20 protein-coding genes, 6 tRNA genes and 3 rRNA genes are annotated in these 24576 nt (G+C 60.1%); 19 read left to right on the plus strand and 10 right to left on the minus strand.

The genetic code is table 11. The features are described 5' to 3' along the window. Positions 1–64: 64 nt before the first annotated feature. The 3 genes from coq7 to PHLH3_RS03195 form a co-directional block, all read right to left on the minus strand. Positions 65–712 (minus strand): 2-polyprenyl-3-methyl-6-methoxy-1,4-benzoquinone monooxygenase, encoded by a 648-nt coding sequence (coq7, locus tag PHLH3_RS03185; protein WP_111262234.1) that lies wholly within the window; start codon positions 710–712, stop codon positions 65–67. 68 nt (positions 713–780) lie between these two features. Then, complete coding sequence (locus PHLH3_RS03190; protein ID WP_213628197.1) at positions 781–1590, minus strand: formylglycine-generating enzyme family protein; 810 nt, start codon at positions 1588–1590, stop codon at positions 781–783. Next, the gene (locus tag PHLH3_RS03195) at positions 1590–1928 is read right to left on the minus strand and encodes a histidine triad nucleotide-binding protein (RefSeq protein ID WP_213628198.1); all 339 of its coding nucleotides are present in this window, start codon (positions 1926–1928) and stop codon (positions 1590–1592) included. Before PHLH3_RS03195 ends, PHLH3_RS03190 begins: the two co-directional genes overlap by 1 nt. A gap of 89 nt (positions 1929–2017) precedes the next feature. On the opposite strand from PHLH3_RS03195, the gene PHLH3_RS03200 reads away from it, so the two are divergent. Then, the gene (locus PHLH3_RS03200) at positions 2018–3499 is read left to right on the plus strand and encodes an AAA family ATPase (protein WP_213628199.1); all 1482 of its coding nucleotides are present in this window, start codon (positions 2018–2020) and stop codon (positions 3497–3499) included. A 40-nt stretch (positions 3500–3539) separates the two neighbouring features. Here the strand turns inward: PHLH3_RS03200 and PHLH3_RS03205 are convergent, their stop codons facing one another. The 5 genes from PHLH3_RS03205 to hemJ all read right to left on the minus strand — a co-directional run bounded on the left by PHLH3_RS03205 (position 3540) and on the right by hemJ (position 8268). Beyond that, the gene (locus tag PHLH3_RS03205) at positions 3540–4328 is read right to left on the minus strand and encodes an SDR family oxidoreductase (RefSeq protein ID WP_213628200.1); all 789 of its coding nucleotides are present in this window, start codon (positions 4326–4328) and stop codon (positions 3540–3542) included. Between the two features lie 53 nt (positions 4329–4381). After that, positions 4382–5494: a DUF805 domain-containing protein gene (locus PHLH3_RS03210; protein ID WP_213628201.1), complete on the minus strand. Its 1113-nt coding sequence runs from the start codon at positions 5492–5494 to the stop codon at positions 4382–4384. Between the two features lie 96 nt (positions 5495–5590). Further along, positions 5591–6853: an alanine racemase gene (locus tag PHLH3_RS03215; protein ID WP_213628202.1), complete on the minus strand. Its 1263-nt coding sequence runs from the start codon at positions 6851–6853 to the stop codon at positions 5591–5593. Continuing rightward, positions 6850–7812, minus strand: a complete 963-nt coding sequence (locus PHLH3_RS03220; RefSeq protein ID WP_213628203.1) for a nitronate monooxygenase family protein — start codon at positions 7810–7812, stop codon at positions 6850–6852. Before PHLH3_RS03220 ends, PHLH3_RS03215 begins: the two co-directional genes overlap by 4 nt. Before the next feature lie 30 nt (positions 7813–7842). Next, positions 7843–8268 carry a protoporphyrinogen oxidase HemJ gene (hemJ, locus tag PHLH3_RS03225; RefSeq protein WP_213628204.1) on the minus strand — a complete coding sequence of 142 codons (426 nt, stop codon included), beginning with the start codon at positions 8266–8268 and terminating at the stop codon, positions 7843–7845. Between the two features lie 50 nt (positions 8269–8318). On the opposite strand from hemJ, the gene PHLH3_RS03230 reads away from it, so the two are divergent. The 3 genes from PHLH3_RS03230 (at position 8319) to erpA (ending at position 10036) form a co-directional block, all read left to right on the plus strand. Further along, complete coding sequence (locus tag PHLH3_RS03230) at positions 8319–9185, plus strand: DUF6776 family protein (RefSeq protein ID WP_244862974.1); 867 nt, start codon at positions 8319–8321, stop codon at positions 9183–9185. Positions 9186–9190: 5 nt separating this feature from the next. Then, a complete protein-coding gene (locus PHLH3_RS03235; protein WP_173179845.1) occupies positions 9191–9604 on the plus strand; it encodes a polymer-forming cytoskeletal protein in 414 nt (137 codons plus the stop codon). A gap of 81 nt (positions 9605–9685) precedes the next feature. After that, positions 9686–10036 (plus strand): iron-sulfur cluster insertion protein ErpA, encoded by a 351-nt coding sequence (gene erpA, locus PHLH3_RS03240; RefSeq protein WP_111262226.1) that lies wholly within the window; start codon positions 9686–9688, stop codon positions 10034–10036. Positions 10037–10099: 63 nt separating this feature from the next. Here erpA and PHLH3_RS03245 read toward each other — a convergent pair whose 3' ends face one another. Further along, positions 10100–11191 (minus strand): anhydro-N-acetylmuramic acid kinase, encoded by a 1092-nt coding sequence (locus tag PHLH3_RS03245; RefSeq protein WP_213628205.1) that lies wholly within the window; start codon positions 11189–11191, stop codon positions 10100–10102. Between the two features lie 4 nt (positions 11192–11195). Beyond that, positions 11196–12632, minus strand: a complete 1437-nt coding sequence (locus PHLH3_RS03250) for a peptidoglycan DD-metalloendopeptidase family protein (RefSeq protein ID WP_213628206.1) — start codon at positions 12630–12632, stop codon at positions 11196–11198. A 180-nt stretch (positions 12633–12812) separates the two neighbouring features. On the opposite strand from PHLH3_RS03250, the gene tyrS reads away from it, so the two are divergent. The 15 genes from tyrS (at position 12813) to secE (ending at position 24571) form a co-directional block, all read left to right on the plus strand. Further along, the gene (gene tyrS / locus PHLH3_RS03255; protein ID WP_213628207.1) at positions 12813–14012 is read left to right on the plus strand and encodes a tyrosine--tRNA ligase; all 1200 of its coding nucleotides are present in this window, start codon (positions 12813–12815) and stop codon (positions 14010–14012) included. Positions 14013–14563: 551 nt separating this feature from the next. Next, a 16S ribosomal RNA gene (locus PHLH3_RS03260) occupies positions 14564–16100 on the plus strand. Between the two features lie 95 nt (positions 16101–16195). Next, positions 16196–16272: transfer RNA gene (locus PHLH3_RS03265), tRNA-Ile, on the plus strand. 27 nt (positions 16273–16299) lie between these two features. Further along, positions 16300–16375 (plus strand) — tRNA-Ala (locus PHLH3_RS03270). Between the two features lie 234 nt (positions 16376–16609). Further along, positions 16610–19500 (plus strand): 23S ribosomal RNA (locus PHLH3_RS03275). Between the two features lie 131 nt (positions 19501–19631). Next, positions 19632–19747 (plus strand): 5S ribosomal RNA (gene rrf / locus PHLH3_RS03280). Together the 16S, 23S and 5S rRNA genes with 2 tRNA genes alongside form the textbook arrangement of a ribosomal RNA operon. A 187-nt stretch (positions 19748–19934) precedes the next feature. Further along, on the plus strand, positions 19935–20891 hold the full coding sequence (gene birA / locus PHLH3_RS03285) for a bifunctional biotin--[acetyl-CoA-carboxylase] ligase/biotin operon repressor BirA (protein ID WP_213628208.1): 957 nt from the start codon (positions 19935–19937) through the stop codon (positions 20889–20891). Next, a complete protein-coding gene (locus PHLH3_RS03290) occupies positions 20881–21627 on the plus strand; it encodes a pantothenate kinase (protein ID WP_213628209.1) in 747 nt (248 codons plus the stop codon). The genes birA and PHLH3_RS03290 overlap by 11 nt, the downstream gene beginning before the upstream one ends. Before the next feature lie 8 nt (positions 21628–21635). Continuing rightward, entirely contained in the window at positions 21636–22319 is a 684-nt protein-coding gene (locus PHLH3_RS03295; protein ID WP_213628210.1) for an SPOR domain-containing protein, read from the plus strand. Between the two features lie 143 nt (positions 22320–22462). Further along, positions 22463–22547, plus strand: a tRNA-Tyr gene (locus PHLH3_RS03300). 25 nt (positions 22548–22572) lie between these two features. After that, positions 22573–22646, plus strand: a tRNA-Gly gene (locus PHLH3_RS03305). A 26-nt stretch (positions 22647–22672) separates the two neighbouring features. Further along, a tRNA-Thr gene (locus PHLH3_RS03310) sits at positions 22673–22748 on the plus strand. An 85-nt stretch (positions 22749–22833) separates the two neighbouring features. Then, positions 22834–24027, plus strand: a complete 1194-nt coding sequence (tuf, locus tag PHLH3_RS03315) for an elongation factor Tu (RefSeq protein ID WP_175384238.1) — start codon at positions 22834–22836, stop codon at positions 24025–24027. 53 nt (positions 24028–24080) lie between these two features. Continuing rightward, positions 24081–24156: transfer RNA gene (locus tag PHLH3_RS03320), tRNA-Trp, on the plus strand. Positions 24157–24202: 46 nt separating this feature from the next. Beyond that, on the plus strand, positions 24203–24571 hold the full coding sequence (gene secE / locus PHLH3_RS03325) for a preprotein translocase subunit SecE (RefSeq protein WP_021217006.1): 369 nt from the start codon (positions 24203–24205) through the stop codon (positions 24569–24571). Positions 24572–24576 lie beyond the last annotated feature (5 nt).

Consider the following 24576-nt stretch of genomic DNA (forward strand, 5'->3'; position numbering starts at 1 on the left):
GCCCTTTGTCGTTTTTGCAGTCTGTCGTTTTCTTGCAGCTTGGGGTTTGCAGCTTGCCGCTGCGTCAGACCCTGTAGGTGCTCTTGGTCATCACCTTGGAAAGCAGCGTCATGCCGAACTTCACCGGAGCGGGGAAGCGCAGGCCGCCGGCCTCCAGCGCGGTAGTGGCGTGGTGCTCTTCGTCCGTGCGCATCTGCTCGAGGATGGCGCGGGACTTGGCGTCCTCGGCGGGGATCTGCTGCAGGTGGTCGTCCAGGTGCTTGCAGACCTGGTCCTCGGTGGCGGCGACGAAGCCGAGGCTGACCTTGTCGCTGATCAGGCCGGCGACGGCGCCGACACCGAAGGACAGGCCGTAGAACAGCGGGTTGAGCACGCTGGGGCGGCCCCCCAGCTCGCGGATGCGTTGCTCGCACCAGGCCAGGTGGTCGATCTCCTCTTCGGCGGCGTGCTCCATGGCCTTGCGCACTTCCGGCAGCTTGGCGGTCAGTGACTGACCCTGGTACAGGGCCTGGGCGCAGACTTCACCGGTGTGGTTGATACGCATCAGGCCGGTGACATGGCGGCTGTCCGCCTCGCTCATGGGCGCTTCGTCCTGCAGGTTCGCCGGGTTGGGGCGATAGGGCTGGCCCTTGAAGGGCAGCAGGGTCTTGAGGGCCGCATCGGCCTGGAGCAGGAAGCGGTCAACGGGGGAGTACTGGCGTTCGGTGGCCATGGGGCACCTCCGGTAGGCAAGAATGCCGGGCAGTTTAACCCATCGGGCCTGCCCGGGTTTGACCGGGATCACTGCAGCTCGCGCAGCACCCGGAAGCCCAGGGCGTAGTCGTCGTGCCCCGGCTGCTTGAGATCACGCAGGCTGGTTCGCAGGTAGGAAGGTCCGCTGTTCCAGGCGCCACCCCGCACCACGCGCGGGCTGCGGTCGAGCAGCGCCGCGGGCTGCGTCTCGCTGCCGTCGAAGGGGGCGACGAAGCGCGAGGCGGTCCATTCCCAGACGTTGCCGGCGGTGTCGTGCAGCCCGAAGGCGTTGGCCGGGTACTGGCCCACCTGCGCGGTCTTGCCGCGGATCGCATTGGGCGTGCCGCAGCCCCGGCAATGGGCGCGTGGTGCGCTCTCGCTGCTGTCCAGCTCGTCGCCCCACGCGTAATAGCCACGGCTACCGGCCCGCGCGGCGTATTCCCATTCCGCCTCGGTGGGCAGCCGATAGCGCTGGCCCGTGGCCTGGCTCAGCCAGTCGCAGTAGGCGCGGGCGTCGAACCAGCTCACGTGGATCACCGGGCGCTGCCCGGAAAGGCCCCAGCCTTCGTTGTCGGGCATCGGCTTGCCGGTGGCGCTCGCGTAGCGCTGCCAGTCGTCGAAGGTCAGCTCTACGCGACCGATGGCGAAGGGTTTCTCGATGACCACGCGATGGGGCGGGCGCTCGTTGTCGTTGCCGCGCCCGGTTGCATCGCCCATGAGGAATTCGCCCGCAGGGACCACCACCAGCTCGGGGCCCTGGGCGCCGCCCGGCAGTGCATCACGCAGGCGCTCGCCGGCCTGTTGGGCCAGGGCGGCGAGCGGTAGCAGCGAGAGGGCGAGGAGTAGCGTGCTGCGCATCAGCCCGGCGGCCAGTGCAGCTGGCGCTGACCGAGCACGTGCATGTGGATGTGGTAGACGGTCTGGCCGCCCAGCTCGTTGCAGTTCATCACCACGCGGAAGCCTTCGTCGCAGCCCTGTTCCTTCGCCAGGCGCTGGGCGGTGTGGACGATATGCCCGGTCAGCGCCTTGTCGTCCTCGGTGAGGTCGTTGAGGGTGGCGATGTGTTTTTTCGGGATCACCAGGAAGTGCACCGGGGCCTGGGGGGCGATGTCGTGGAAGGCGATCACGTGATCGTCTTCATAGAGCTTGCGCGCGGGGATGTCCCCAGCGACGATTTTGCAGAACAGACAGTCCACGGACATTCTCCGGCCTGTTATAAGAAGCCCCCGAGTTTAGCGGCGCGTGTTTATCCCGGCCAGCCTGCCTGGCCGCACAAGGAGCCTGTGTGAAGAACGACATCCACGATCTGGGGCTGGTGCTGGACTCCAAGGTCAAGCTCATCGTCATCGAGTCCTGGGACGAGCAGCGCGTGCTGGAGACCCTGACCACCCTGGCGGTCAAGCGCGGGCTCGGCCTGTTCACCTGGGCGGTGACCGAGGGCCTGCAGCGCCTCGGTTTCGGTGGCGAACCGGTAGGCGATGGCGCGAGCACCGATGCGGAAGCCGCGTTGCGCCTGATCAAGGCCGACCCGCAACCCAATCTCTACGTGATGTGCGACCTGCACCCCTTCTTCGACGACAACCCCAAGCTGGTGCGCCTGCTCAAGGAAGTCGCCATGGCCGAGGCCATTCACAAGCCGACCCTGGTGCTGGTCTCCCACGCGATGAAGCTGCCCGCCGAAGTGCAGCGCTACAGTGCGCGCTTCAGCCTGGCCCTGCCGAGCGAAGATGAGTTGCTGGCCATCGTCCGCGAAGAAGCCGCGCGCTGGAGCGAGCGCAACCGTGGCGCTCGCGTGCGCACCGACAACCGCACCCTGCAGCAGGTGGTGAAGAACCTGCGCGGGCTCAGCCATGGCGAGGCGCGTTCGCTGGCGCGCAACGTGATCTGCGATGACGGCGCCATCACCCAGGAAGACCTGCCGGAGCTGAACAAGACCAAGTTCCAGCTGCTCGACCTGGAAGGCGTGCTCAGCTTCGAATACGACACCGCGCGCTTCGCCGACGTCGGCGGGCTGGGCAACCTCAAGCGCTGGCTGGGCGAGCGACAGAGCGCCTTCATGGAGGCCAAGCCGGCCAACATGCCCAAGGGCGTGTTGCTGGTAGGGGTGCAGGGCGGCGGCAAGAGCCTGGCAGCCAAGGCGGTGGCCGGTCTCTGGGGGCTGCCGTTGCTGCGCCTGGACTTCGCCTGCCTGTATAACAAGTTCTTCGGCGAGACCGAGCGCAACCTGCGCGATGCCCTCAAGCTGGCCGAGCAGATGGCGCCCTGCGTGCTGTGGATGGATGAGCTGGAGAAGGGCCTGGCCAGCGGCGACCAGGACGGCGGCGTGAGCCAGCGCGTGCTGGGCACCCTGCTGACCTGGATGTCGGAGCGCAAGGCGCCGGTGTTCATGGTGGCCACCGCCAACGCCATACACCGCCTGCCGCCGGAGCTGGTGCGCAAGGGGCGCTTCGACGAGCTGTTCTTCGTGGACCTGCCCGGCGCCGAGGTGCGGGCCGAGATCTTCCGCATCCACCTGTCCCGCCGCGATATCGACCCCGCTCAGTTCGATCTGCCGGTCCTTGCGGCATCCAGCGACGGTTTTTCCGGCGCCGAGATCGAGCAGGCGGTGGTGGGGATGCTTTATGCCGCGCAGGCCGCCCAGGTCGGCGTGAGCCAGGCGCTGCTGCTGCAGCAGTTGCTGGGTACGGCGCCGCTGTCGGTGGTGATGGCCGAGGAGCAGGCCAAGTTGCGGGCCTGGGCGGACGGGCGTTGCGTGAAGGCCGATTGAAGCGGCCGGATATGAAGAAAGGCGCCTCGCGGCGCCTTTTCTATTTGGGGAGGTAAGCCTTGTTGATGCGCCCGGCCAGGCGCCGGACCAGCCAGCGCGGCGACAGGCGCGGGCTCATCGCCAGCAGGCGGTTGCGCCAGCCGGGGATGATGATGGCGCGGTTCTTCTCCAGCGCCTTCACGGTGATCAGGGCGACTTCCTCGGCACTCATCATCAGCTTGCTGCCTTCGAGCTTCTCGCCGGCCATCCGTGCACCACGGAAGAATGCGGTGCGGGTCGGGCCGGGGCAGAGCACCGAGACGCCGACGCCATGGACCTTGAGCTCTTCGCGCAGCCCTTCGGAGAAGTGGAGCACGTAGGCCTTGCTGGCGTAGTAGTTGCTCATCCAGGCGCCAGGCTGGAAGCCGGCGACCGAGGCGACATTGAGGATCTGGCCGGTGCCACGGCTGGCCATGGCGCCGCCGATTTCATGGCAGAGACGGGCGAGGGCGAGGACGTTGAGCTCGATGAGCTCCTGTTCGCGGCTCCAGTCCTGTTCGACGTAGAGGCCGGACGTGCCGATGCCGGCGTTGTTCACCAGCAGGTCGATTTCCCGCTCGCCCTGGTTCAGCTCATGCAGCAGCCCGGAGAGTTGCAGGGGTTCGGAGAGGTCGCAGGTGCGGTAGAGCACTTCCACGCCGAAGCGCTGGGTCAGTTCGTAGGCGATGCTCTCCAGTGCATCGCGTTGCCGGGCCACCAGGATCAGATGGCGGCCCCGGCGTGCCAGGGCTTCCGCCAGGGCGAGGCCGAGGCCGCTGGAGGCGCCGGTAATCAGGGCAAAACGAGGCATCGCGAATCTCCGTGTCGGGGCCGGGTTGGACAACGTCAGCCCCGGGAGGTTGCTCAGTTGGACTCGAACTCTTCCTGGTCGGCGGGTGCTTCCGCCTCAGCCGGGTCGGCGGACTCGGAGGGATCGACGTACTCGCCTTCCTCGGTGGGTTCCGCGTACTCGCCGTCGACCGGGGCTTCGTAGCTGCTCATCTCGGAGCGTTCCACGTAATCCTGGTAGGCCGGGATGCTGATGGCCGCGAGGATGCCGAAGACGACGGGGATGACCAGCCACATCCAGGCCAGGACCTTGACTGCGGTGGTGTTCGGCGGTGGCGGTGGGCCGAAGCGGTTGACGCCGGTGGTACCGGGGATGAACAGCAGCAGCAGGGGGAAGACGCTGCCGACGATGGGCACGAAGTTCAGCAGGTAGAGCCAGCCGGACCAGCCGATGTCGTGCAGGCGCTGGACGTTGATCTGCACGCTCACGACGATGGCGGCGATACCCAGCACGGCCGCGAGGAGGCCACCGACCACCGGGTGGATGGCGAAGCCGATGCCGGCGCCGACGCCGATCACCACCAGCAGCGCGACCATGAACACGAAGGACCAGGCCAGATAGCGCACGCGGCCGATACGGCCGGTGATGCCGAATGGACGCAGCTCGCAGTACTGCGGCAGCGCTTCGCCGACCTGCGCCTGCGGGGTGGCATAGGGCGAGGTCGCGGTGCCGGCCACGGCGGAGGCGGTTGCCGGTGCGCTTTCGGCCAGTTGGGCCTGACGCGCCAGGTACTTCTCGATGATGATGCCGCAGGCCTGGCATTCGACGGACTTGGCCTGCTCATGGCCGCATTTGGGGCAGGTCATGGTTCCGGTGTCCTGCTCGGCTTCGACGGCGGCCAGGGTCTCCGGGTTGGGATGGTCCTCGGTTTCCACCAGACTGAAGCCGGCGGCGAGGTCCTGCTCCTTGCGCACCTGGGCACCGGCGCGCTGCAGGGCGGCCAGGTACTTGTCCGCCTCGACTTCCTCGAGGTCGCGCTTTAGCGCAACGGGGCGTCCACCGAACAGGCTGTCGATCTTGCTGGCATCGCTCTTGAATAGCTTGGCCAGGTTCTCCTTCACGGTCTCCAATGCCACACCGGGCATCAGTTCTCCTTCGAAGACGATCTTGTAGCGGGCATCGGACATGCGGGCATCCTTGTCGGCGGCTGGTTAGGGATGGCACAGCGTAATGGTGGCGCACCCTGCGGCACAAGCGGCCTGCCGCACAAAAAGCGGAGCCGGTCAGGCGGCTGGTTGTGGCTTCCAGGTGCCGACCAGCTTGCCGTGGCGGAGCAGGCGCAGTTCGCCGAAGCGGTCGAACAAGCCTTCGCAGAGCAGGGGGCGCAGGAACACCCAGTCGTCCACGGCGAGTGCAGTGCCGGCGGAGCCGATCAGGCGCTCCTGGTTGGCGCTGCGCCCGTAGATGCCGTCATAGGCCAGACCCTCGGGCGAGACCGGCTGCGCCGGCCAGCGGCCGCCATACAGGTAGTAGGCGTTGTGCCGGTTGGGGTTCCAGGCTTCGAGCGCGCCCTGTGCCTGTTGCAGGTAGGGGAGGGTGCCGCTCTGCATCTTGAGCACCGGGGTGGCGATCCAGATCGCGCTCTGGTGGCTGGCCAGGAGGGGGGTATCGAACTCAAGGGGTTTGAGCAGGGCCGAGCCGATCGCGACTTCGTTCAGCGGCGTCTTGCCCTTGGCGTGCAAGGGGTAGGTGAGGCTGCCGGCGCCGTTGAGCAAGGGCTCCCGGGGCCAGATGGCGGGGAAGCCCCGTGCGGCCTCGATGAAGGTCGTGTAGCGCGCATTGGCGGCCTCGAACGCATCCTGGCTGCCGGTCCAGAAGGGAGCGTGGGCCACCTGGGCGTCATAGCCCATCAGGCCGCGCAGGTGCAGCAGCGGCTGGTTGCCTGCCAGCAATCGCAGGGTTTGCGCCAGGCTCGCGGCGTCCGGGTGGCCGCCGCGCTGCAGGCCGATGTCGATCTCCAGCGCGATGCTCATGGGTTTTTGCAGGGCTTGGGCCAGTTCGAGGTACTGGGCCAGGCGTTGCGGACTATCGACCAGCCAGGTGAGCTGGCGCGATGGGTCGAAGGGCTGGCCGTTGCCCAGCTGCTGGTAGAAAGCAAGCGCTGCCGCGACCGGTAGCGGCTTGCCCAGCAGCAGGTCGGCATCTGGGAAGGCTCGGGCCAGCTGGTTGATCTGGGGGTGGTGGAAGACCATGAAGCGGCGTGTATCCAGGCGCTTGGCGAGGTACTCGAGCAGCCCGTTGGAGGCCAGGGATTTGGCGACCAGGCGCACCGGCAGCGTGCCGAGGCGCTGGGCGAGCAGGTCGGCGTTGGCATCGAGCCGGTCCAGGTCGATGACCAGTTGCGGCACGCCACCGCCTTCCTGTTTCAACAGGTTCTGCAGGCTGGCGAAATAGGGCGCATGGGGACGGCCCTGGTCGCCGGGGCGCATGGCCCACAGCCCGAGCGCCCCGAGTGCACCCAGGCCGAGCAGGTGCCGACGCTTCATCCCGGCCAGCGCTGGCCGAGGCGGTTCGCCCGCTGGGTGGCGGCACGGTACTCGTGGTCGAGGCGTGTGATCAGCTCTTCCACCGTCGGCAGGTCGTCGATGTCGCCCACGCCCTGGCCGGCGGACCAGACGGTCTTCCAGGCCTTGGCCTCGTCGCTGATGGGCTTGAGCTTCTCGCCGTAGTTGATGTCGGCCTTGTCGGTCAGGCGCTTGAGGTCGTAGCCGGCGGCTTCGAGGCTCTGGCGCATGAAGCTGGCCGGGACGCCGGAGACGGCCGGGGTGTGGACGATGTCGGCGGCGCGGGCGTCGAGGATCATCTGCTTGTAGGGGCTGTCGGCGTTGCTCTGGCGGGTGGCGATGAAGCGGGTGCCGAGGTAGGCGAGATCGGCACCGAGCATCTGTGCGGCGAAGATCTCGTGGCCGTGGTTGAGGCAGCCGGCCAGGAGCAGCGTCTTGTCGAAGAACTGGCGGATTTCGGCGACCAGGGCGAAGGGGCTCCAGGTGCCGGCATGGCCACCGGCGCCGGCCGCCACGGCGATCAGTCCGTCGACGCCGGCTTGCGCGGCCTTCTCGGCATGACGGCGGGTGGTGACGTCATGGAACACCAGGCCGCCGTAGCTATGCACCGCATCGACCACCTCTTTCACCGCGCCCAGGCTGGTGATGACGATGGGGACCTTCTTCTCGACGCAGATGGCCAGGTCGGCCTGCAGGCGCGGGTTGCTGTGGTGGACGATGAGGTTGACCGCGAAGGGGGCGGCATCTGCCTGCAGGCCCGCTTCGATCTCGTCGAGCCAGGCGCGGAAGCCCGCACTGTCGCGCTGGTTGAGCGCGGGAAAGCTGCCGACGATGCCCGCATTGCTGCAGGCCAGGACCAGCTCCGGGCCGGAGACCAGGAACATGGGCGCGGCGACGACGGGCATGCGCAGGCGTTGTTCGAGCAGGGCGGGCAGTGACATCGGGCGTTCCTCGTGTGGGGCAGTCGGGAGTCAGAAGGGTTTGATCACCACCAGGATGACGATGGCGAGCAGGAACAGGACCGGGACTTCGTTGAACCAGCGGTAGAACACGTGGCTGCGGCCGTTCTCGCCACGGGCGAAGCGCTTGAGCATGGCACCGCAGATGTGGTGGTAGCCGATCAGCAGGAACACCAGGGTGAGCTTGGCGTGCAACCAGCCCTGTTTGAGCCAGGCGGGATTGAGGTAGAGCATGCCGGCGCCGAGCAGCAGGGTGAGGATCATGGACGGCTGCATGATGCCGCGGTAGAGCTTGCGCTCCATGATGCAGAAGCGCTCGCGGCTGGGCGTGTCTTCGGCCGAGGCGTGGTAGACGAACAGGCGAGGCAGGTAGAAGAGGCCGGCGAACCAGCATACGACGGCGATGATGTGGAAGGCCTTGAGCCAGAGATAGAGCATCGGATGTTCCCTGATGTGAGGTGGGTCCGATAGTAGAGGCTCCGGCGGTCATGCGTCACCTCGGCGGTTGGCCCTTGGCCGACGCGGCTTTATCATCGGCGGCTTTCCGGTCTCAGGGTGCGGTCGATGTCCAAGCTAGCCATTCGCGATGGCGTTCTGTCTCCCCGATCGCCCTCTGCCGTGCTTCGCTGATGTCGCGCTGGGAGGTCCGAATCAGTGACCCGCGCCGTGAACGGCTGGTGCGCTGGTTGGTAGTGGTGCTGCTGCTGGCGCTGCCGGTCGCGTTCTTCGTGGGTGGCTGGTTGCGTGCCGAAGGCTTGGCGGATGCCGTGGCCGAACGAGACAGCCTGCGCGCTCAGCTGGATGAGCGCACCCGTGCGCTCGATCAGCTGCAGCAGCGCCAGGCGGTGCTGGAAAGCGGCGAGCGACTGGGCCACCAGGCCAATGAGCAGAGCCGCCAGAGCATCAAGATGATGGAAGAGCAGGTTTTCAAGCTGCAGCAGGAGCTGGCGTTCTACCGGGGCGTGCTGGCGCCGGACAGCCGCCGGGAGGGATTGCGCATCCGTGCCTTCGAATTGCACGGCACGGACCAGCCGCAGCGCTTCCGTTTCCGGCTGATGCTCAGCCGGGTCGGCAAGGATGACCAGCCGATCAAGGGCACGCTGCGGGTTCGGGTGATCGGTCGCCAGGATGGCAAGGAGGCGAGCCTGGAGTTGGCTGCACTCTCCAGCGAGATGGCGCAGCAGGATGTCGTTTTTTCCTTCAAGCACTTCCAGGCGATTCCCGAGGCGGGACGTTTCGCCGAACTGGAGTTGCCCGAAGGCTTCAGTCCCCGTCAGGTAAAGGTGCGCGCGCAGGTGGACGGCCAGCAGAAACCGCTGGAGCGCACATTCGAGTGGATCGACGAGGAGTCATGACGATCATGTTCAACAAACAGAAACCCAAGGCCGATCTGCAGCGTTTCAGCGGCAAGACCAGCATCATCGCCATCGGCGCGGAACTGGAGGGCGATCTGCGCTTCCAGGGCGCTGTCCAGGTGGACGGTCGCCTCAAGGGCAATCTCAACGCCAGCGAAGGGCTGGTCAGGGTCAGCGTCGAAGGACTGGTGGAGGGGGAGATCCGCGCGCCCCACGTGATCATCGACGGCGAGGTGGTGGGCGATGTGTTCGCCGCCGAGCACTTGGAGCTGGGCGCCAAGGCACGAGTACGCGGCAATCTTTATTACGGGCTCATGGAGATGGCCATGGGGGCGCAGATAGAGGGGCGCCTCGGGCACATCAAGGAGGCACAGCGCCTGCTGGAGGCGCCGATCAGCCCGGAAAACACGGACGCTTAATAGTTGACCAGTTTTCTAGGGTAAGCGGATAATGCGTGGCCACAGCGCAGTAAGGCGGCGTCCAGCCGGGAGAGTTACAGCATGAGTGTCGAATCCTTCACCCCCACAGCCCTGATGTTTACGCATGGAGCGGCAAACAAGGTGAAGAACCTGATCGATGAGGAAGGCAATCCGCGGCTCAAGCTGCGTGTCTTCGTCACGGGCGGTGGCTGTTCGGGCTTCCAGTACGGCTTCACCTTCGATGAAGACGTGGCTGACGACGACACCATCGTCGAGCGCGACGGTGTGAGCCTGGTCGTCGATCCCATGAGCTTCCAGTACCTGGCCGGTGCGGAAGTGGACTATCAGGAAGGCCTCGAGGGTTCGCGCTTCGTGATCAAGAACCCGAATGCCACCACGACCTGCGGTTGCGGTTCGTCCTTCTCGATCTGATCGCTGTTCGCTGATGCAGAAACGCCGTGCTCATGCACGGCGTTTTCGTTTGTGCGGTTTGGTTCAGGCGGGATGGATGGCGCCGAGGATGCGCAAGCCCTTGGCCCCGGTCACGCTCGGGCGGTTGGCGGGGATGCCTTCGAGGCAGCAGTGGGCCAGCCAGGCGAAGGCCATGGCTTCGACCCAGTCCGCAGGCACGCCCCGGCTGTCGGTGGTGCTGACCTGGGTTCCCGGTAGCAGTTCGGCGAGGCGGCGCATCAGGGTGCCGTTGTGGGCACCGCCACCGCACACCAGCAGTTCGAGGGTTTCCGCCTGGGCGGTCTTGAGCGCATCCACCATGCTGCGGGCGCTGAGTTCGAGGAGGGTGGCTTGCACATCCTCGGGCTTGAGGGTCGGCAGCTTGGCGAGGTGTGCCTGGAGCCAGTTCAGGTTGAACAATTCACGACCGGTGCTTTTCGGGCCGCGCGTGCTGAAGAAGTCGTCCTCCAGCAGTGTGTCCAGCAACGACGGCTGCACCTGGCCGCTGGCCGCCCACGCTCCGTCACGGTCGTAGCCTTGGCCGAGGTTGAGGTGGATCCAGGCATCCATCAGCACATTACCGGGACCGCAGTCGAAGCCGCGCACCGCTTGGTCGAGCTCGATCAGTGACAGGTTGCTGAATCCACCGATATTGAGCACTGCGCGGTTGCCGTTGCGGTCGTCGAAGAGCGCTTCATGGAAGGCGGGCACCAGGGGGGCGCCTTGGCCGCCGGCGGCGACGTCGCGCCGGCGGAAGTCACCGACCACGGTGATGCCGGTAAGCTCGGCCAGCAGGGCGCAGTTGCCGATCTGGATGGTGAAGCCGCGCGCCGGTTCGTGGCGCACGGTCTGGCCGTGGCTGCCGATGGCGCGGATGTCGGTGGCTGCCAGGCCCTTTTCGCGAAGCAGGACGTCGATGCCTGAGGCGGCGAGTTCTACCCAGCGCCGCTCGGCCAGGGCTGCACGTGCGAGTTCGTCTTCGCCTGGCGCGCAGAGCGAGAGCAGCTCCTGGCGGAGCGAGTCGGGCATGGGGATGTAGTGTGAGGCGAGGAGGCGAGTGCGCTCTCCTTGGTCGATCAGGGCGATGTCCAGTCCGTCCAGGCTGGTTCCGGACATCACTCCGAGGTAGCGCGGCATCGGGTCAGCGCTTGTTCTGCGCGAGCATGGTGGCCTTTTCCTGGTCCATGCGTGCCATCAGCGGTTTGCTCATCTGCAGGAAGCGCTTCTTCTCGGCGCTGGCCAGCGGATCGGCCATGGGCAGCTTCACGCCAAGCGGGTCGACGTGCTGGCCGTTGACCTGGAACTCGTAATGCAGGTGGGGACCAGTGGAGAGACCGGTGGTGCCGATGTAGCCGATGATCTGCCCTTGCTTGACGGTGCCGCCGGTCTTGATGCCCTTGGCGAAGCCCTGCATGTGGCCGTAGAGGGTCCGGTACTTGCCGCTGTGCTGGATGATCACCGCGTTGCCGTAGCCACCACGACGACCGGCCAGGACGATCTTGCCGTCGCCGGTGGCCTTGATAGGCGTGCCGCGTGGGGCTGCGTAGTCGACACCTTTATGGGCGCGGATCTTGTTGAGGATCGGGTGGCGGCGGCCGATGGAGAAGCGGGAGCTGATGCGGGCGAAATCCACCGGGGTCCGGATGAAGGCCTTGCGCATGCTGGTGCCGTCGTCGCGGAAGTAGCTGGCGATGCCCTGGCTGCTGGTGAAGCGAACGGCGCTGTAGGTTTTGCCACGGTTGGTGAAGCGCGCGGCGAGGATGTTGCCGGTGCCTACCTGCTTGCCGTTGACCGACTTCTCTTCGTAGATGACTTCGAATTCGTCCCCTTCTCGGATGTCGAGGGCGAAGTCGATGTCGTAGTCGAAGATGTTCGCCAGGTCCATGGTCAGGTTATGCGAGAGACCGGCGCGCTTGGCGGAGAGGAACAGCGAGCTGTCGATCACGCCGTGGGCATAGGCGGGGTGGATGTCCGGCTTGGCCAGGTCACGCTTGAAGTCGTAGCCCTTGTCGGTCTTGGACAGGGTCACGGTCTCGAGGTCGCTGAGCTTGGAATGCAGGCTCTGCAACTCGCCTTCGGGAGAGAGGCGGAACTCGAACGCCTGGCCGATCTTCAGGCGGCTAAGGTCCTTGGCATCCTTGCTGCTATTGAGCACGTCATGCAGAACGGTGGCGGACAGGCCGACCTTGCTGAACAGGGTCGACAAGGTGTCGCCGTTGCCAACGGTCACGGTGTGCAGGCCGGGCTCTTCGGGTGGTTCGCTGGATGCTAGATCGGTTGAGGCTTCGTCCTTGTCCGCGTCTTTGTCGGCGCTGTTCTGGTCGTCCGCAGGGCGCTCGATGGATGCGAATGGCGAGCTGCCCTCTTCTCCGTTGACGGTGTCTGGTCGGAGGTCGTCCTTCTCCTGGAGGAGGGCTTCGGAGCCGTTCTCCATTTCCAGATTGATGTAGGTCTTCTTCGCCTCGACTTCACGAGACGGGAACACCAGCAAAGCCAGGCTGAGCAGCGCAGCTACACCGCTTGCGGCCAGCAAATGGCTTTTCGGGTAGCGCGGCGCTTTAGGAACGATATGCGTCATGGCGAGTGGTGTTTTTAGAATGTGAACTAACTGCCTAAAATATAACCAAAATACGGCGTAGGCAACCTCAAGATCCTGCCTTCCGCCGGTTGGTACCGACCCGGGCGCAAAACTTGTAATTAGTCAGCGATCTTGTATGTTTGGTTCCCTTTTGGTTTGTCGAGCGGTTACGGGGCTTTCATGAAGTCGGTTGAAGAGCAGCTGGCGCTTATCAAGCGCGGCGCAGAAGAGGTTCTGGTCGAGTCCGAGCTGGTAGAAAAGCTCAAGCGGGGGCAGCCCCTGCGCATCAAGGCGGGGTTCGATCCGACCGCGCCCGATCTGCACCTTGGACATACCGTCCTTATTAATAAGCTGCGTCAGTTCCAGGAGTTGGGTCATCAGGTGATCTTCCTGATCGGTGACTTCACTGGAATGATCGGCGACCCCAGCGGCAAGAGCGCCACCCGCCCGCCGCTTACTCGCGAGCAGGTCCTGGACAACGCCGAGACTTACAAAACCCAAGTGTTCAAGATTCTCGATCCTGCGAAGACGGAAGTGGCGTTCAACTCCACCTGGATGGATCAGCTGAGCCCGGCGGATTTCATTCGCCTTTCGTCCCAGTACACGGTGGCGCGGATGCTGGAGCGCGATGACTTCGACAAGCGCTACAGCAGCAATCAGCCGATCGCGATCCACGAGTTCCTCTATCCCTTGGTTCAGGGCTATGACTCTGTAGCGTTGCGTGCGGATGTCGAGCTGGGTGGTACCGATCAGAAGTTCAATCTGCTGATGGGGCGTGAGCTGCAGCGCGCCTACGGGCAGGAGTCCCAGTGCATCGTCACCATGCCGCTGCTCGAAGGCCTGGATGGTGTGAAGAAGATGTCCAAGTCTCTGGGTAACTACGTGGGTATCCAGGAAGCGCCGGGCGTAATGTATAGCAAGCTGGTGTCCATTCCCGATGCACTGATGTGGCGTTACTTCGAGCTGCTCAGCTTCCGCTCCATGGAAGAGATCGAGCAGTTCCGTCGCGATATCGAGCAGGGTGCGAACCCTCGCGACATCAAGATCAAACTGGCCGAAGAGATCGTGGCTCGCTTCCATGGGGAAGAGGCTGCGGCTTCTGCGCATCGTTCAGCTGGCAACCGTATGAAGGAAGGCGAGCTGCCTGAGGATCTTCCGGAAATCGAGTTGGTAGCAGAAGAGGACATGCCGATTGCATCCGTCCTTAATAAGGCGGGGTTGGTGAAGAACGCCGCTGTCGCTCGTGATCTGCTCGGCTCTGGTGGTGTTCGTGTAGATGGCGCGGTAGTCGATCGCGGCTTCATCTTCAAGCGTGGCGCCGTGCATGTTTGCCAGGCTGGTAAGAAGGCGTTTGCGCGTATCTCGTTGAAGGCTGAATGATTTTTTCATTTAAGTGTTGACGTGCCGTTTCGTATCCCTATAATGCGCACCACTTCCACAGCGGAATCCAAGAAAAACCTCTTGTAAATCAATAGGTTAAGTAACTGGAGGGTGGTCAAGCCAAGGTTTGATCGGTGCGGTGGAAGGGTGGTGCCGGGCTGGTTTCAGGTATCGCCGGTTTCGCTCGGGTGACTCCGAAAGAAACTGAAAAAGAGGTGTTGACAGCGAGTTTGAACGCTGTAGAATTCGCCTCCCGCTGATGTGAAGCGAAAGAATCACTGAAGCGCAAGTTGTTGAGTAGAATGAAAAATTCTTCGAAAAACAGCTTGACAGAAGGAAAGGCTGCTGTAGAATGCGCGGCCTCGGTTGAGACGAAAGACTTGATCGAAATTGCTCTTTAACAACTTGAATCAAGCAATTCGTGTGGGTGCTTGTGATGTAAGACTGGTAGTCGACTGATTATCAGCAACACAAGTAACACTCGTGAATTCGAGAGTTTATTTGCGATTGCTGAGCCAAGTTTAGGGTTTTCTCAAAACCCAAGCAGTATTGAACTGAAGAGTTTGATCATGGCTCAGATTGAACGCTGGCGGCAGGCCTAACACATGCAAGTCGAGCGGATGAGTGGAGCTTGCTCCATGATTCAGCGGCGGACGGGTGAGTAATGCCTAGGAATCTGCCTGGTAGTGGGGGACAACGTTTCGAAAGGAACGCTAATACCGCATACGTCCTACGGGAGAAAGCAGGGGACCTTCGGGCCTTGCGCTATCAGATGAGCCTAGGTCGGATTAGCTAGTTGGTGAGGTAAAGGCTCACCAAGGCGACGATCCGTAACTGGTCTGAGAGGATGATCAGTCACACTGGAACTGAGACACGGTCCAGACTCCTACGGGAGGCAGCAGTGGGGAATATTGGACAATGGGCGAAAGCCTGATCCAGCCATGCCGCGTGTGTGAAGAAGGTCTTCGGATTGTAAAGCACTTTAAGTTGGGAGGAAGGGCAGTAAGTTAATACCTTGCTGTTTTGACGTTACCGACAGAATAAGCACCGGCTAACTTCGTGCCAGCAGCCGCGGTAATACGAAGGGTGCAAGCGTTAATCGGAATTACTGGGCGTAAAGCGCGCGTAGGTGGTTCAGCAAGTTGGATGTGAAAGCCCCGGGCTCAACCTGGGAACTGCATCCAAAACTACTGAGCTAGAGTACGGTAGAGGGTGGTGGAATTTCCTGTGTAGCGGTGAAATGCGTAGATATAGGAAGGAACACCAGTGGCGAAGGCGACCACCTGGACTGATACTGACACTGAGGTGCGAAAGCGTGGGGAGCAAACAGGATTAGATACCCTGGTAGTCCACGCCGTAAACGATGTCGACTAGCCGTTGGGATCCTTGAGATCTTAGTGGCGAAGCTAACGCGATAAGTCGACCGCCTGGGGAGTACGGCCGCAAGGTTAAAACTCAAATGAATTGACGGGGGCCCGCACAAGCGGTGGAGCATGTGGTTTAATTCGAAGCAACGCGAAGAACCTTACCTGGCCTTGACATGCTGAGAACTTTCCAGAGATGGATTGGTGCCTTCGGGAACTCAGACACAGGTGCTGCATGGCTGTCGTCAGCTCGTGTCGTGAGATGTTGGGTTAAGTCCCGTAACGAGCGCAACCCTTGTCCTTAGTTACCAGCACGTTATGGTGGGCACTCTAAGGAGACTGCCGGTGACAAACCGGAGGAAGGTGGGGATGACGTCAAGTCATCATGGCCCTTACGGCCAGGGCTACACACGTGCTACAATGGTCGGTACAAAGGGTTGCCAAACCGCGAGGTGGAGCTAATCCCATAAAACCGATCGTAGTCCGGATCGCAGTCTGCAACTCGACTGCGTGAAGTCGGAATCGCTAGTAATCGTGAATCAGAATGTCACGGTGAATACGTTCCCGGGCCTTGTACACACCGCCCGTCACACCATGGGAGTGGGTTGCTCCAGAAGTAGCTAGTCTAACCGCAAGGGGGACGGTTACCACGGAGTGATTCATGACTGGGGTGAAGTCGTAACAAGGTAGCCGTAGGGGAACCTGCGGCTGGATCACCTCCTTAATCGAAGACATCAGCTTCTTCATAAGCTCCCACACGAATTGCTTGATTCACTTGCGAAAAGCGATTGGGTTGTTAGACCCGAGAGTAAGACGATTGGGTCTGTAGCTCAGTTGGTTAGAGCGCACCCCTGATAAGGGTGAGGTCGGCAGTTCGAATCTGCCCAGACCCACCAATTGTCATGGGCGTGGCAGGTCTTCGAGGGGCCATAGCTCAGCTGGGAGAGCGCCTGCTTTGCACGCAGGAGGTCAGGAGTTCGATCCTCCTTGGCTCCACCATCCACTCTTAAATCGCTGAAAGCTCAGAAATGAGTGCCTTGAGAATGGCATTGATTTCTGGTCTTTGCGCCAGAACCGTTCTTTAAAAATTTGGGTATGTGATAGAAGTAGACTGATTAATCTCTTTCACTGGTGATTAATCAAGTCAAGGTAAAATTTGCGAGTTCAAGCGCGAATTTTCGGCGAATGTCGTCTTCACGTTAGAGACAATAACCAGATTGCTTGGGGTTATATGGTCAAGTGAAGAAGCGCATACGGTGGATGCCTTGGCAGTCAGAGGCGATGAAAGACGTGGTAGCCTGCGATAAGCTTCGGGGAGTCGGCAAACAGACTTTGATCCGGAGATCTCTGAATGGGGGAACCCACCTAGGATAACCTAGGTATCTTGTACTGAATCCATAGGTGCAAGAGGCGAACCAGGGGAACTGAAACATCTAAGTACCCTGAGGAACAGAAATCAACCGAGATTCCCTTAGTAGTGGCGAGCGAACGGGGACTAGCCCTTAAGCTTCTTTGATTTTAGCGGAACGCTCTGGAAAGTGCGGCCATAGTGGGTGATAGCCCTGTACGCGAAAGGATCTTAGAAGTGAAATCGAGTAGGACGGAGCACGAGAAACTTTGTCTGAATATGGGGGACCATCCTCCAAGGCTAAATACTACTGACTGACCGATAGTGAACCAGTACCGTGAGGGAAAGGCGAAAAGAACCCCGGAGAGGGGAGTGAAATAGAACCTGAAACCGTATGCGTACAAGCAGTGGGAGCCCACTTTGTTGGGTGACTGCGTACCTTTTGTATAATGGGTCAGCGACTTATTTTCAGTGGCGAGCTTAACCGAATAGGGGAGGCGTAGCGAAAGCGAGTCTTAATAGGGCGTCTAGTCGCTGGGAATAGACCCGAAACCGGGCGATCTATCCATGGGCAGGTTGAAGGTTAGGTAACACTGACTGGAGGACCGAACCGACTACCGTTGAAAAGTTAGCGGATGACCTGTGGATCGGAGTGAAAGGCTAATCAAGCTCGGAGATAGCTGGTTCTCCTCGAAAGCTATTTAGGTAGCGCCTCATGTATCACTGTAGGGGGTAGAGCACTGTTTCGGCTAGGGGGTCATCCCGACTTACCAAACCGATGCAAACTCCGAATACCTACAAGTGCCGAGCATGGGAGACACACGGCGGGTGCTAACGTCCGTCGTGAAAAGGGAAACAACCCAGACCGTCAGCTAAGGTCCCAAAGTTATGGTTAAGTGGGAAACGATGTGGGAAGGCTTAGACAGCTAGGAGGTTGGCTTAGAAGCAGCCACCCTTTAAAGAAAGCGTAATAGCTCACTAGTCGAGTCGGCCTGCGCGGAAGATGTAACGGGGCTCAAACCATACACCGAAGCTACGGGTATCACGTAAGTGATGCGGTAGAGGAGCGTTCTGTAAGCCTGTGAAGGTGAGTTGAGAAGCTTGCTGGAGGTATCAGAAGTGCGAATGCTGACATGAGTAACGACAATGCGAGTGAAAAACTCGCACGCCGAAAGACCAAGGGTTCCTGCGCAACGTTAATCGACGCAGGGTTAGTCGGTCCCTAAGGCGAGGCTGAAGAGCGTAGTCGATGGGAAACAGGTTAATATTCCTGTACTTCTAGTTACTGCGATGGAGGGACGGAGAAGGCTAGGCCAGCTTGGCGTTGGTTGTCCAAGTTTAAGGTGGTAGGCAGAGTGCTTAGGTAAATCCGGGCGCTTAATGCTGAGAGCTGATGACGAGTCGTCTTTTAGACGATGAAGTGGTTGATGCCATGCTTCCAGGAAAAGCTTCTAAGCTTCAGGTAACTAGGAACCGTACCCCAAACCGACACAGGTGGTTGGGTAGAGAATACCAAGGCGCTTGAGAGAACTCGGGTGAAGGAACTAGGCAAAATGGCACCGTAACTTCGGGAGAAGGTGCGCCGGTGAGGGTGAAGGACTTGCTCCGTAAGCCCATGCCGGTCGAAGATACCAGGCCGCTGCGACTGTTTATTAAAAACACAGCACTCTGCAAACACGAAAGTGGACGTATAGGGTGTGACGCCTGCCCGGTGCCGGAAGGTTAATTGATGGGGTTAGCGCAAGCGAAGCTCTTGATCGAAGCCCCGGTAAACGGCGGCCGTAACTATAACGGTCCTAAGGTAGCGAAATTCCTTGTCGGGTAAGTTCCGACCTGCACGAATGGCGTAACGATGGCGGCGCTGTCTCCACCCGAGACTCAGTGAAATTGAAATCGCTGTGAAGATGCAGTGTATCCGCGGCTAGACGGAAAGACCCCGTGAACCTTTACTGTAGCTTTGCACTGGACTTTGAGCCTGCTTGTGTAGGATAGGTGGGAGGCTTTGAAGCGTGGACGCCAGTCTGCGTGGAGCCATCCTTGAAATACCACCCTGGCATGCTTGAGGTTCTAACTCTGGTCCGTCATCCGGATCGAGGACAGTGTATGGTGGGCAGTTTGACTGGGGCGGTCTCCTCCTAAAGAGTAACGGAGGAGTACGAAGGTGCGCTCAGACCGGTCGGAAATCGGTCGTAGAGTATAAAGGCAAAAGCGCGCTTGACTGCGAGACAGACACGTCGAGCAGGTACGAAAGTAGGTCTTAGTGATCCGGTGGTTCTGTATGGAAGGGCCATCGCTCAACGGATAAAAGGTACTCCGGGGATAACAGGCTGATACCGCCCAAGAGTTCATATCGACGGCGGTGTTTGGCACCTCGATGTCGGCTCATCACATCCTGGGGCTGAAGCCGGTCCCAAGGGTATGGCTGTTCGCCATTTAAAGTGGTACGCGAGCTGGGTTTAGAACGTCGTGAGACAGTTCGGTCCCTATCTGCCGTGGACGTTTGAGATTTGAGAGGGGCTGCTCCTAGTACGAGAGGACCGGAGTGGACGAACCTCTGGTGTTCCGGTTGTCACGCCAGTGGCATTGCCGGGTAGCTACGTTCGGAAGAGATAACCGCTGAAAGCATCTAAGCGGGAAACTCGCCTCAAGATGAGATCTCACTGGGATCTTGAATCCCCTAAAGGGCCGTCGAAGACTACGACGTTGATAGGTTGGGTGTGTAAGCGCTGTGAGGCGTTGAGCTAACCAATACTAATTGCCCGTGAGGCTTGACCATATAACACCCAAACAATCTGACGATTGTTGTTATAAGGTGAAGTCGACTTAGCCGAAAATTGGCCAGAACTTGCAAAGCCTTATCACATACCCATTCGGGGTCGCGTCCCAGACGATACCCCAACCGAATTGCTTGACGACCATAGAGCGTTGGAACCACCTGATCCCATCCCGAACTCAGTAGTGAAACGATGCATCGCCGATGGTAGTGTGGAGTTTCTCCATGTGAGAGTAGGTCATCGTCAAGCACCTATACCAAACCCCCGATCTTCGCAAGAAGGTCGGGGGTTTGACTTTGCGCTTAAGAAAATCGGCCACAGCGTCGAGATTTGTCGAATGTCCTTTCGACTATATGGCCTATTCCAATCTGTACTTTTCTATGCAATCCCAGCATGCATGGCTATGATGCGTGCCTCATTCTGAGGCGGTGCGCGCATGCTTACCTTATTGAAGCTCCTACAGGACGGCCAGTTTCACTCCGGTGAGGAGTTGGGGCGGGCGCTCGGTGTTAGTCGAAGTGCCGTCTGGAAGCAATTGCAATCTCTCGAGGCGAACTACGACGTCCGGTTTCATAAGCTGCGTGGCAAAGGCTACCGATTGGAAGCTCCGATGAGTCTTCTTGATCCCGCAAGGCTGAACGACGGCGTGCCGGGCTTTTCCTGTGCTGTTGTTGAAACCGTCGATTCCACTAATGCTGAAGTCATGCGGCGTATCGCCGCTGGAGCCGAGACTCCTTTTGCTGTCCTGGCAGAGCACCAGACCGGCGGTCGCGGCAGGCGCGGTCGGGAATGGGTCAGCCCCTATGGGCAGAATCTTTACTGCAGCGTGGGCTTGCGCGTCGAGGGGGGCGTGGGCCATCTAGAGGGCCTTAGTCTCATAGTAGGGCTGGCTGTCCTGCGAGCAATACGTTTGAGCGGGCTCTCTGGTCTTGGGCTCAAGTGGCCCAACGATATTCTGGTCAATGACCGCAAGATAGCGGGAATTCTTCTGGAGTTGATTGGGGATCCCGCAGACATCTGCAGTGTCATTATTGGTATCGGCATCAACGTCAATATGCGTGGGGCTAACGCGGAGATAAGTCAGCCCTGGACCTCCATTGTCCTCGAAAGTGGTGGTTTTTTTGATCGAACCGCGCTTGCCATAAATGTTCTTGAGCAGCTGAATTACTGTCTGGCGCAATGTCATCGCGAGGGCTTCAAGGTCCTGCGGGCTGAGTGGGAGGCTGACCATCTCTGGCGCGGGAGGCAGGCCTCGCTGATTGCGGGCAAACAGCGTGTCGATGGCGTCATTCTGGGGGTGGACGATAGTGGTGCCCTGCGAATGGATGTTGATGGTTCCGAGAAGATTTTCAGTGGCGGAGAGCTCAGTTTGAGGTTGCGTAATGATTCTTGAGCTTGATTGCGGTAACAGCTTCATCAAGTGGCGCGTGATCTCTACTACCGAGATGCGAGTTCTTGCCGGAGGTATCGTAGGTTCCGAGGATGAGCTGATCGCGGTGCTCTCGACATCCAAGATTGAGCTGAGCTGGTGTCGCCTCGTAAGCGTGCGTACCGACGATGAAACCCATCGGCTCATGGATAAATTGCGCGCGGCCTTTGCTATCGAATCTGCTTGTGCTCAGCCTTCCAGGGAGATGGCTGGGGTGCGCAACGGCTATGACGATTTTCAGCGCCTGGGGCTTGATCGATGGCTTGCTGTTCTTGGGGCTTATCATCTGTCGAATAGTGCATGTCTGGTCCTGGATCTTGGTACGGCGGTTACCTCAGACTTCGTTTCTGCAGCGGGGGAACATCTTGGCGGCTTCATCTGTCCAGGAATGCCGCTCATGCGTAATCAGTTGCGAACGCATACTCGACGTATCCGGTATGGCGATGACGCCGCAGAGCGAGCTCTGCAGGAAATGGTGCCGGGGCGCTCAACAGTCGAGGCTGTAGAGCGAGGCTGCCTGTTGATGTTGCAAGGTTTTGTGCACACCCAGGTTGTGCAGGCGAGGGACTGGCTGGGAGGTTGCTTCGAGCTCTATCTGACAGGTGGAGATGCCTTTCTGGTGAAGGATGAGTTTCCCCAGGCCAAAGTCCTTCCGGATCTTGTGTTCGTTGGATTGGCGATTGCCTGCCCGTTACCTTGAGGTTTGTCATGCGTTGGATGTTTCTGCTTTTGCTGGTTCTCAATCTTTTCTATTACGTGTGGCATCAACAGCAGGCGCCTCTGCGCGCTAAAGAAGTGGAAACGCTCTCTTTATATAGAGGAGGGCAGCAGGACATCCGGCTACTGAGTGAGTCGAAAGACGCCAGGCCCAGGCATGAAGAGCAATCGGTGCAGCAGGCTACGGCTGAGCAGAATGCATGCCTATACCTTGGAAGTTTTGAGCAGGAAGCCCAGGCAAGGGAGGTTGAGCAGCGCCTGGTCGCGCTTGATATTCAGGGGCAGGTTCAAGAAGTCGATGCGGCCGCCGGAGTGGATTATTGGGTCTATCTCGCTCCGCTGGCATCGCGGCAGGCATCGTTGCGTCAACTCAAGGAGCTTCAGGCGCGGAAAATAGACAGCTACATCATCAGTCAGGGTGACTTGCAGAACGGCATTTCGCTGGGGATTTTTCCGCGGATGGACTCCGCTGAAAGCGTGATGGCGCGTTTGACGGATGCGGGTTATGAACCTTCCATGCGCGAACTCGCGCGCTCTCATCGAGATTTCTGGGTTCGCATCGCCCCGGAAAGCCGACGTCTAGCTGATGATGCGTTGCTTGGGGAACTGGCTCGGGACTTCGCTGGGCTCCAACATAAAATAATGCCGTGCGAAAACGTTGCATCCTCCAGATAGTTTGAATAGAATGGCGCCCGCTTCGCAGCTAGGCTGAAAAAGTGGAACTGCGGAGCTGCTGTCAAAGTAAGCTAACCTCAAGATTTAAATGAGAAAATGCTTGACAGTAGGGTGGCAGAGAATGAAAATGCCGCCTCCCGATTGGAGGGATTCCCGAGCGGCCAAAGGGATCAGACTGTAAATCTGACGTCATAGACTTCGAAGGTTCGAATCCTTCTCCCTCCACCAGATTCAAGCGTGAGCACCGGGCTCCGCGGGTATAGTTCAGTGGTAGAACCTCAGCCTTCCAAGCTGATGATGCGGGTTCGATTCCCGCTACCCGCTCCAGGTTTGATGTTCATGCAATGTGTTTGGCTCATGTAGCTCAGCTGGTAGAGCACACCCTTGGTAAGGGTGAGGTCAGCGGTTCGATTCCGCTCATGAGCTCCATCTCAACAAAGGCAGATATGTAAATATCTGCCTTTGTTTTAATGGTGGCGTGACTCGCTCAATTCTTTGATGGGAGACGTTCTCGATGGCTAAAGAAAAATTCGAACGTAACAAACCGCACGTCAACGTCGGCACCATTGGTCACGTAGACCATGGCAAGACCACCCTGACTGCTGCTCTGACCAAAGTCTGCTCCGAGACCTGGGGTGGTTCTGCTCGCGCTTTCGACCAGATCGACAACGCGCCGGAAGAGAAAGCTCGCGGTATCACCATCAACACCTCCCACGTTGAGTACGACTCCGCTGTTCGTCACTACGCTCACGTTGACTGCCCCGGTCACGCTGACTACGTGAAGAACATGATCACCGGTGCTGCTCAGATGGACGGCGCTATCCTGGTTTGCTCCGCTGCTGACGGCCCCATGCCGCAGACTCGCGAGCACATCCTGCTGTCCCGTCAGGTAGGCGTTCCCTACATCGTCGTGTTCCTGAACAAGGCCGACATGGTTGACGACGCCGAGCTGCTGGAACTGGTCGAAATGGAAGTTCGCGATCTGCTGAACACCTACGACTTCCCGGGCGACGACACTCCGATCGTTATCGGTTCCGCGCTGATGGCGCTGGAAGGCAAAGACGACAACGAAATCGGCGTCTCCGCTGTTCGCAAGCTGGTAGAGACCCTGGACTCCTACATTCCGGAGCCGGTTCGTGCCATCGACCAGCCGTTCCTGATGCCGATCGAAGACGTGTTCTCCATCTCCGGCCGCGGCACCGTGGTTACCGGTCGTGTTGAGCGCGGTATCGTCAAGGTCCAGGAAGAAGTGGAAATCGTTGGTATCCGTGATACCAGCAAGACCATCTGCACCGGCGTTGAAATGTTCCGCAAGCTGCTCGACGAAGGTCGTGCTGGTGAGAACGTTGGTATCCTGCTGCGCGGCACCAAGCGTGACGACGTAGAGCGTGGCCAGGTTCTGGCCAAGCCGGGCACCATCAAGCCGCACACCAAGTTCGAGTGCGAAGTGTACGTTCTGTCCAAGGAAGAAGGTGGTCGTCACACCCCGTTCTTCAAGGGCTACCGTCCGCAGTTCTACTTCCGTACCACCGACGTGACCGGTAACTGCGAACTGCCGGAAGGCGTTGAGATGGTAATGCCGGGCGACAACATCAAGATGGTTGTCACCCTGATCGCTCCGATCGCCATGGAAGACGGTCTGCGTTTCGCGATTCGCGAAGGCGGCCGTACCGTTGGTGCCGGCGTGGTTGCCAAGATCATCGAGTAATCGGTTGATCTAACCCTGTCAGGCCGGCATAATGGTCGGCCTGACTTCGTTACAGGCCAGTAGCTCAATTGGCAGAGCGGCGGTCTCCAAAACCGCAGGTTGGGGGTTCGATTCCCTCCTGGCCTGCCAAATTTCCAAGAAGGAAGTTTGGCAAATATTCACAAGGTCCTAGCTGATGAATGCCAAGGCTGAAGCCAAAGAAACACGCTTCGACGTTCTGAAGTGGATCGTTGTGGCTGCTATCGTCGCGGTTGGTGTGGTTGGTAATCAGTATTTTTCTGCTGAGCCGATCATCTATCGCGTTCTTGTTCTGCTTGTTCTGGGTGCGGGTGCTGCCTTTGTAGCGCTGCAGACTGCCAAGGGGCAAGCATTCTTTGTTCTGGCTAAAGAGGCGCGTGCGGAGATCCGCAAGGTCGTTTGGCCGACTCGTCAGGAAACCACGCAGACCACGCTTATCGTTGTGGCTGTTGTTCTGGTAATGGCGCTGCTGCTGTGGGGGCTCGATTCCCTGCTCGGTTGGCTTGTTTCGATGATTGTAGGTTAAGGGTG

The sequence above is a fragment of the Pseudomonas sp. Pc102 genome (genome assembly GCF_018408275.1).
In the GTDB taxonomy this organism is placed as follows: Bacteria; Pseudomonadota; Gammaproteobacteria; order Pseudomonadales; family Pseudomonadaceae; genus Metapseudomonas; species Metapseudomonas tohonis.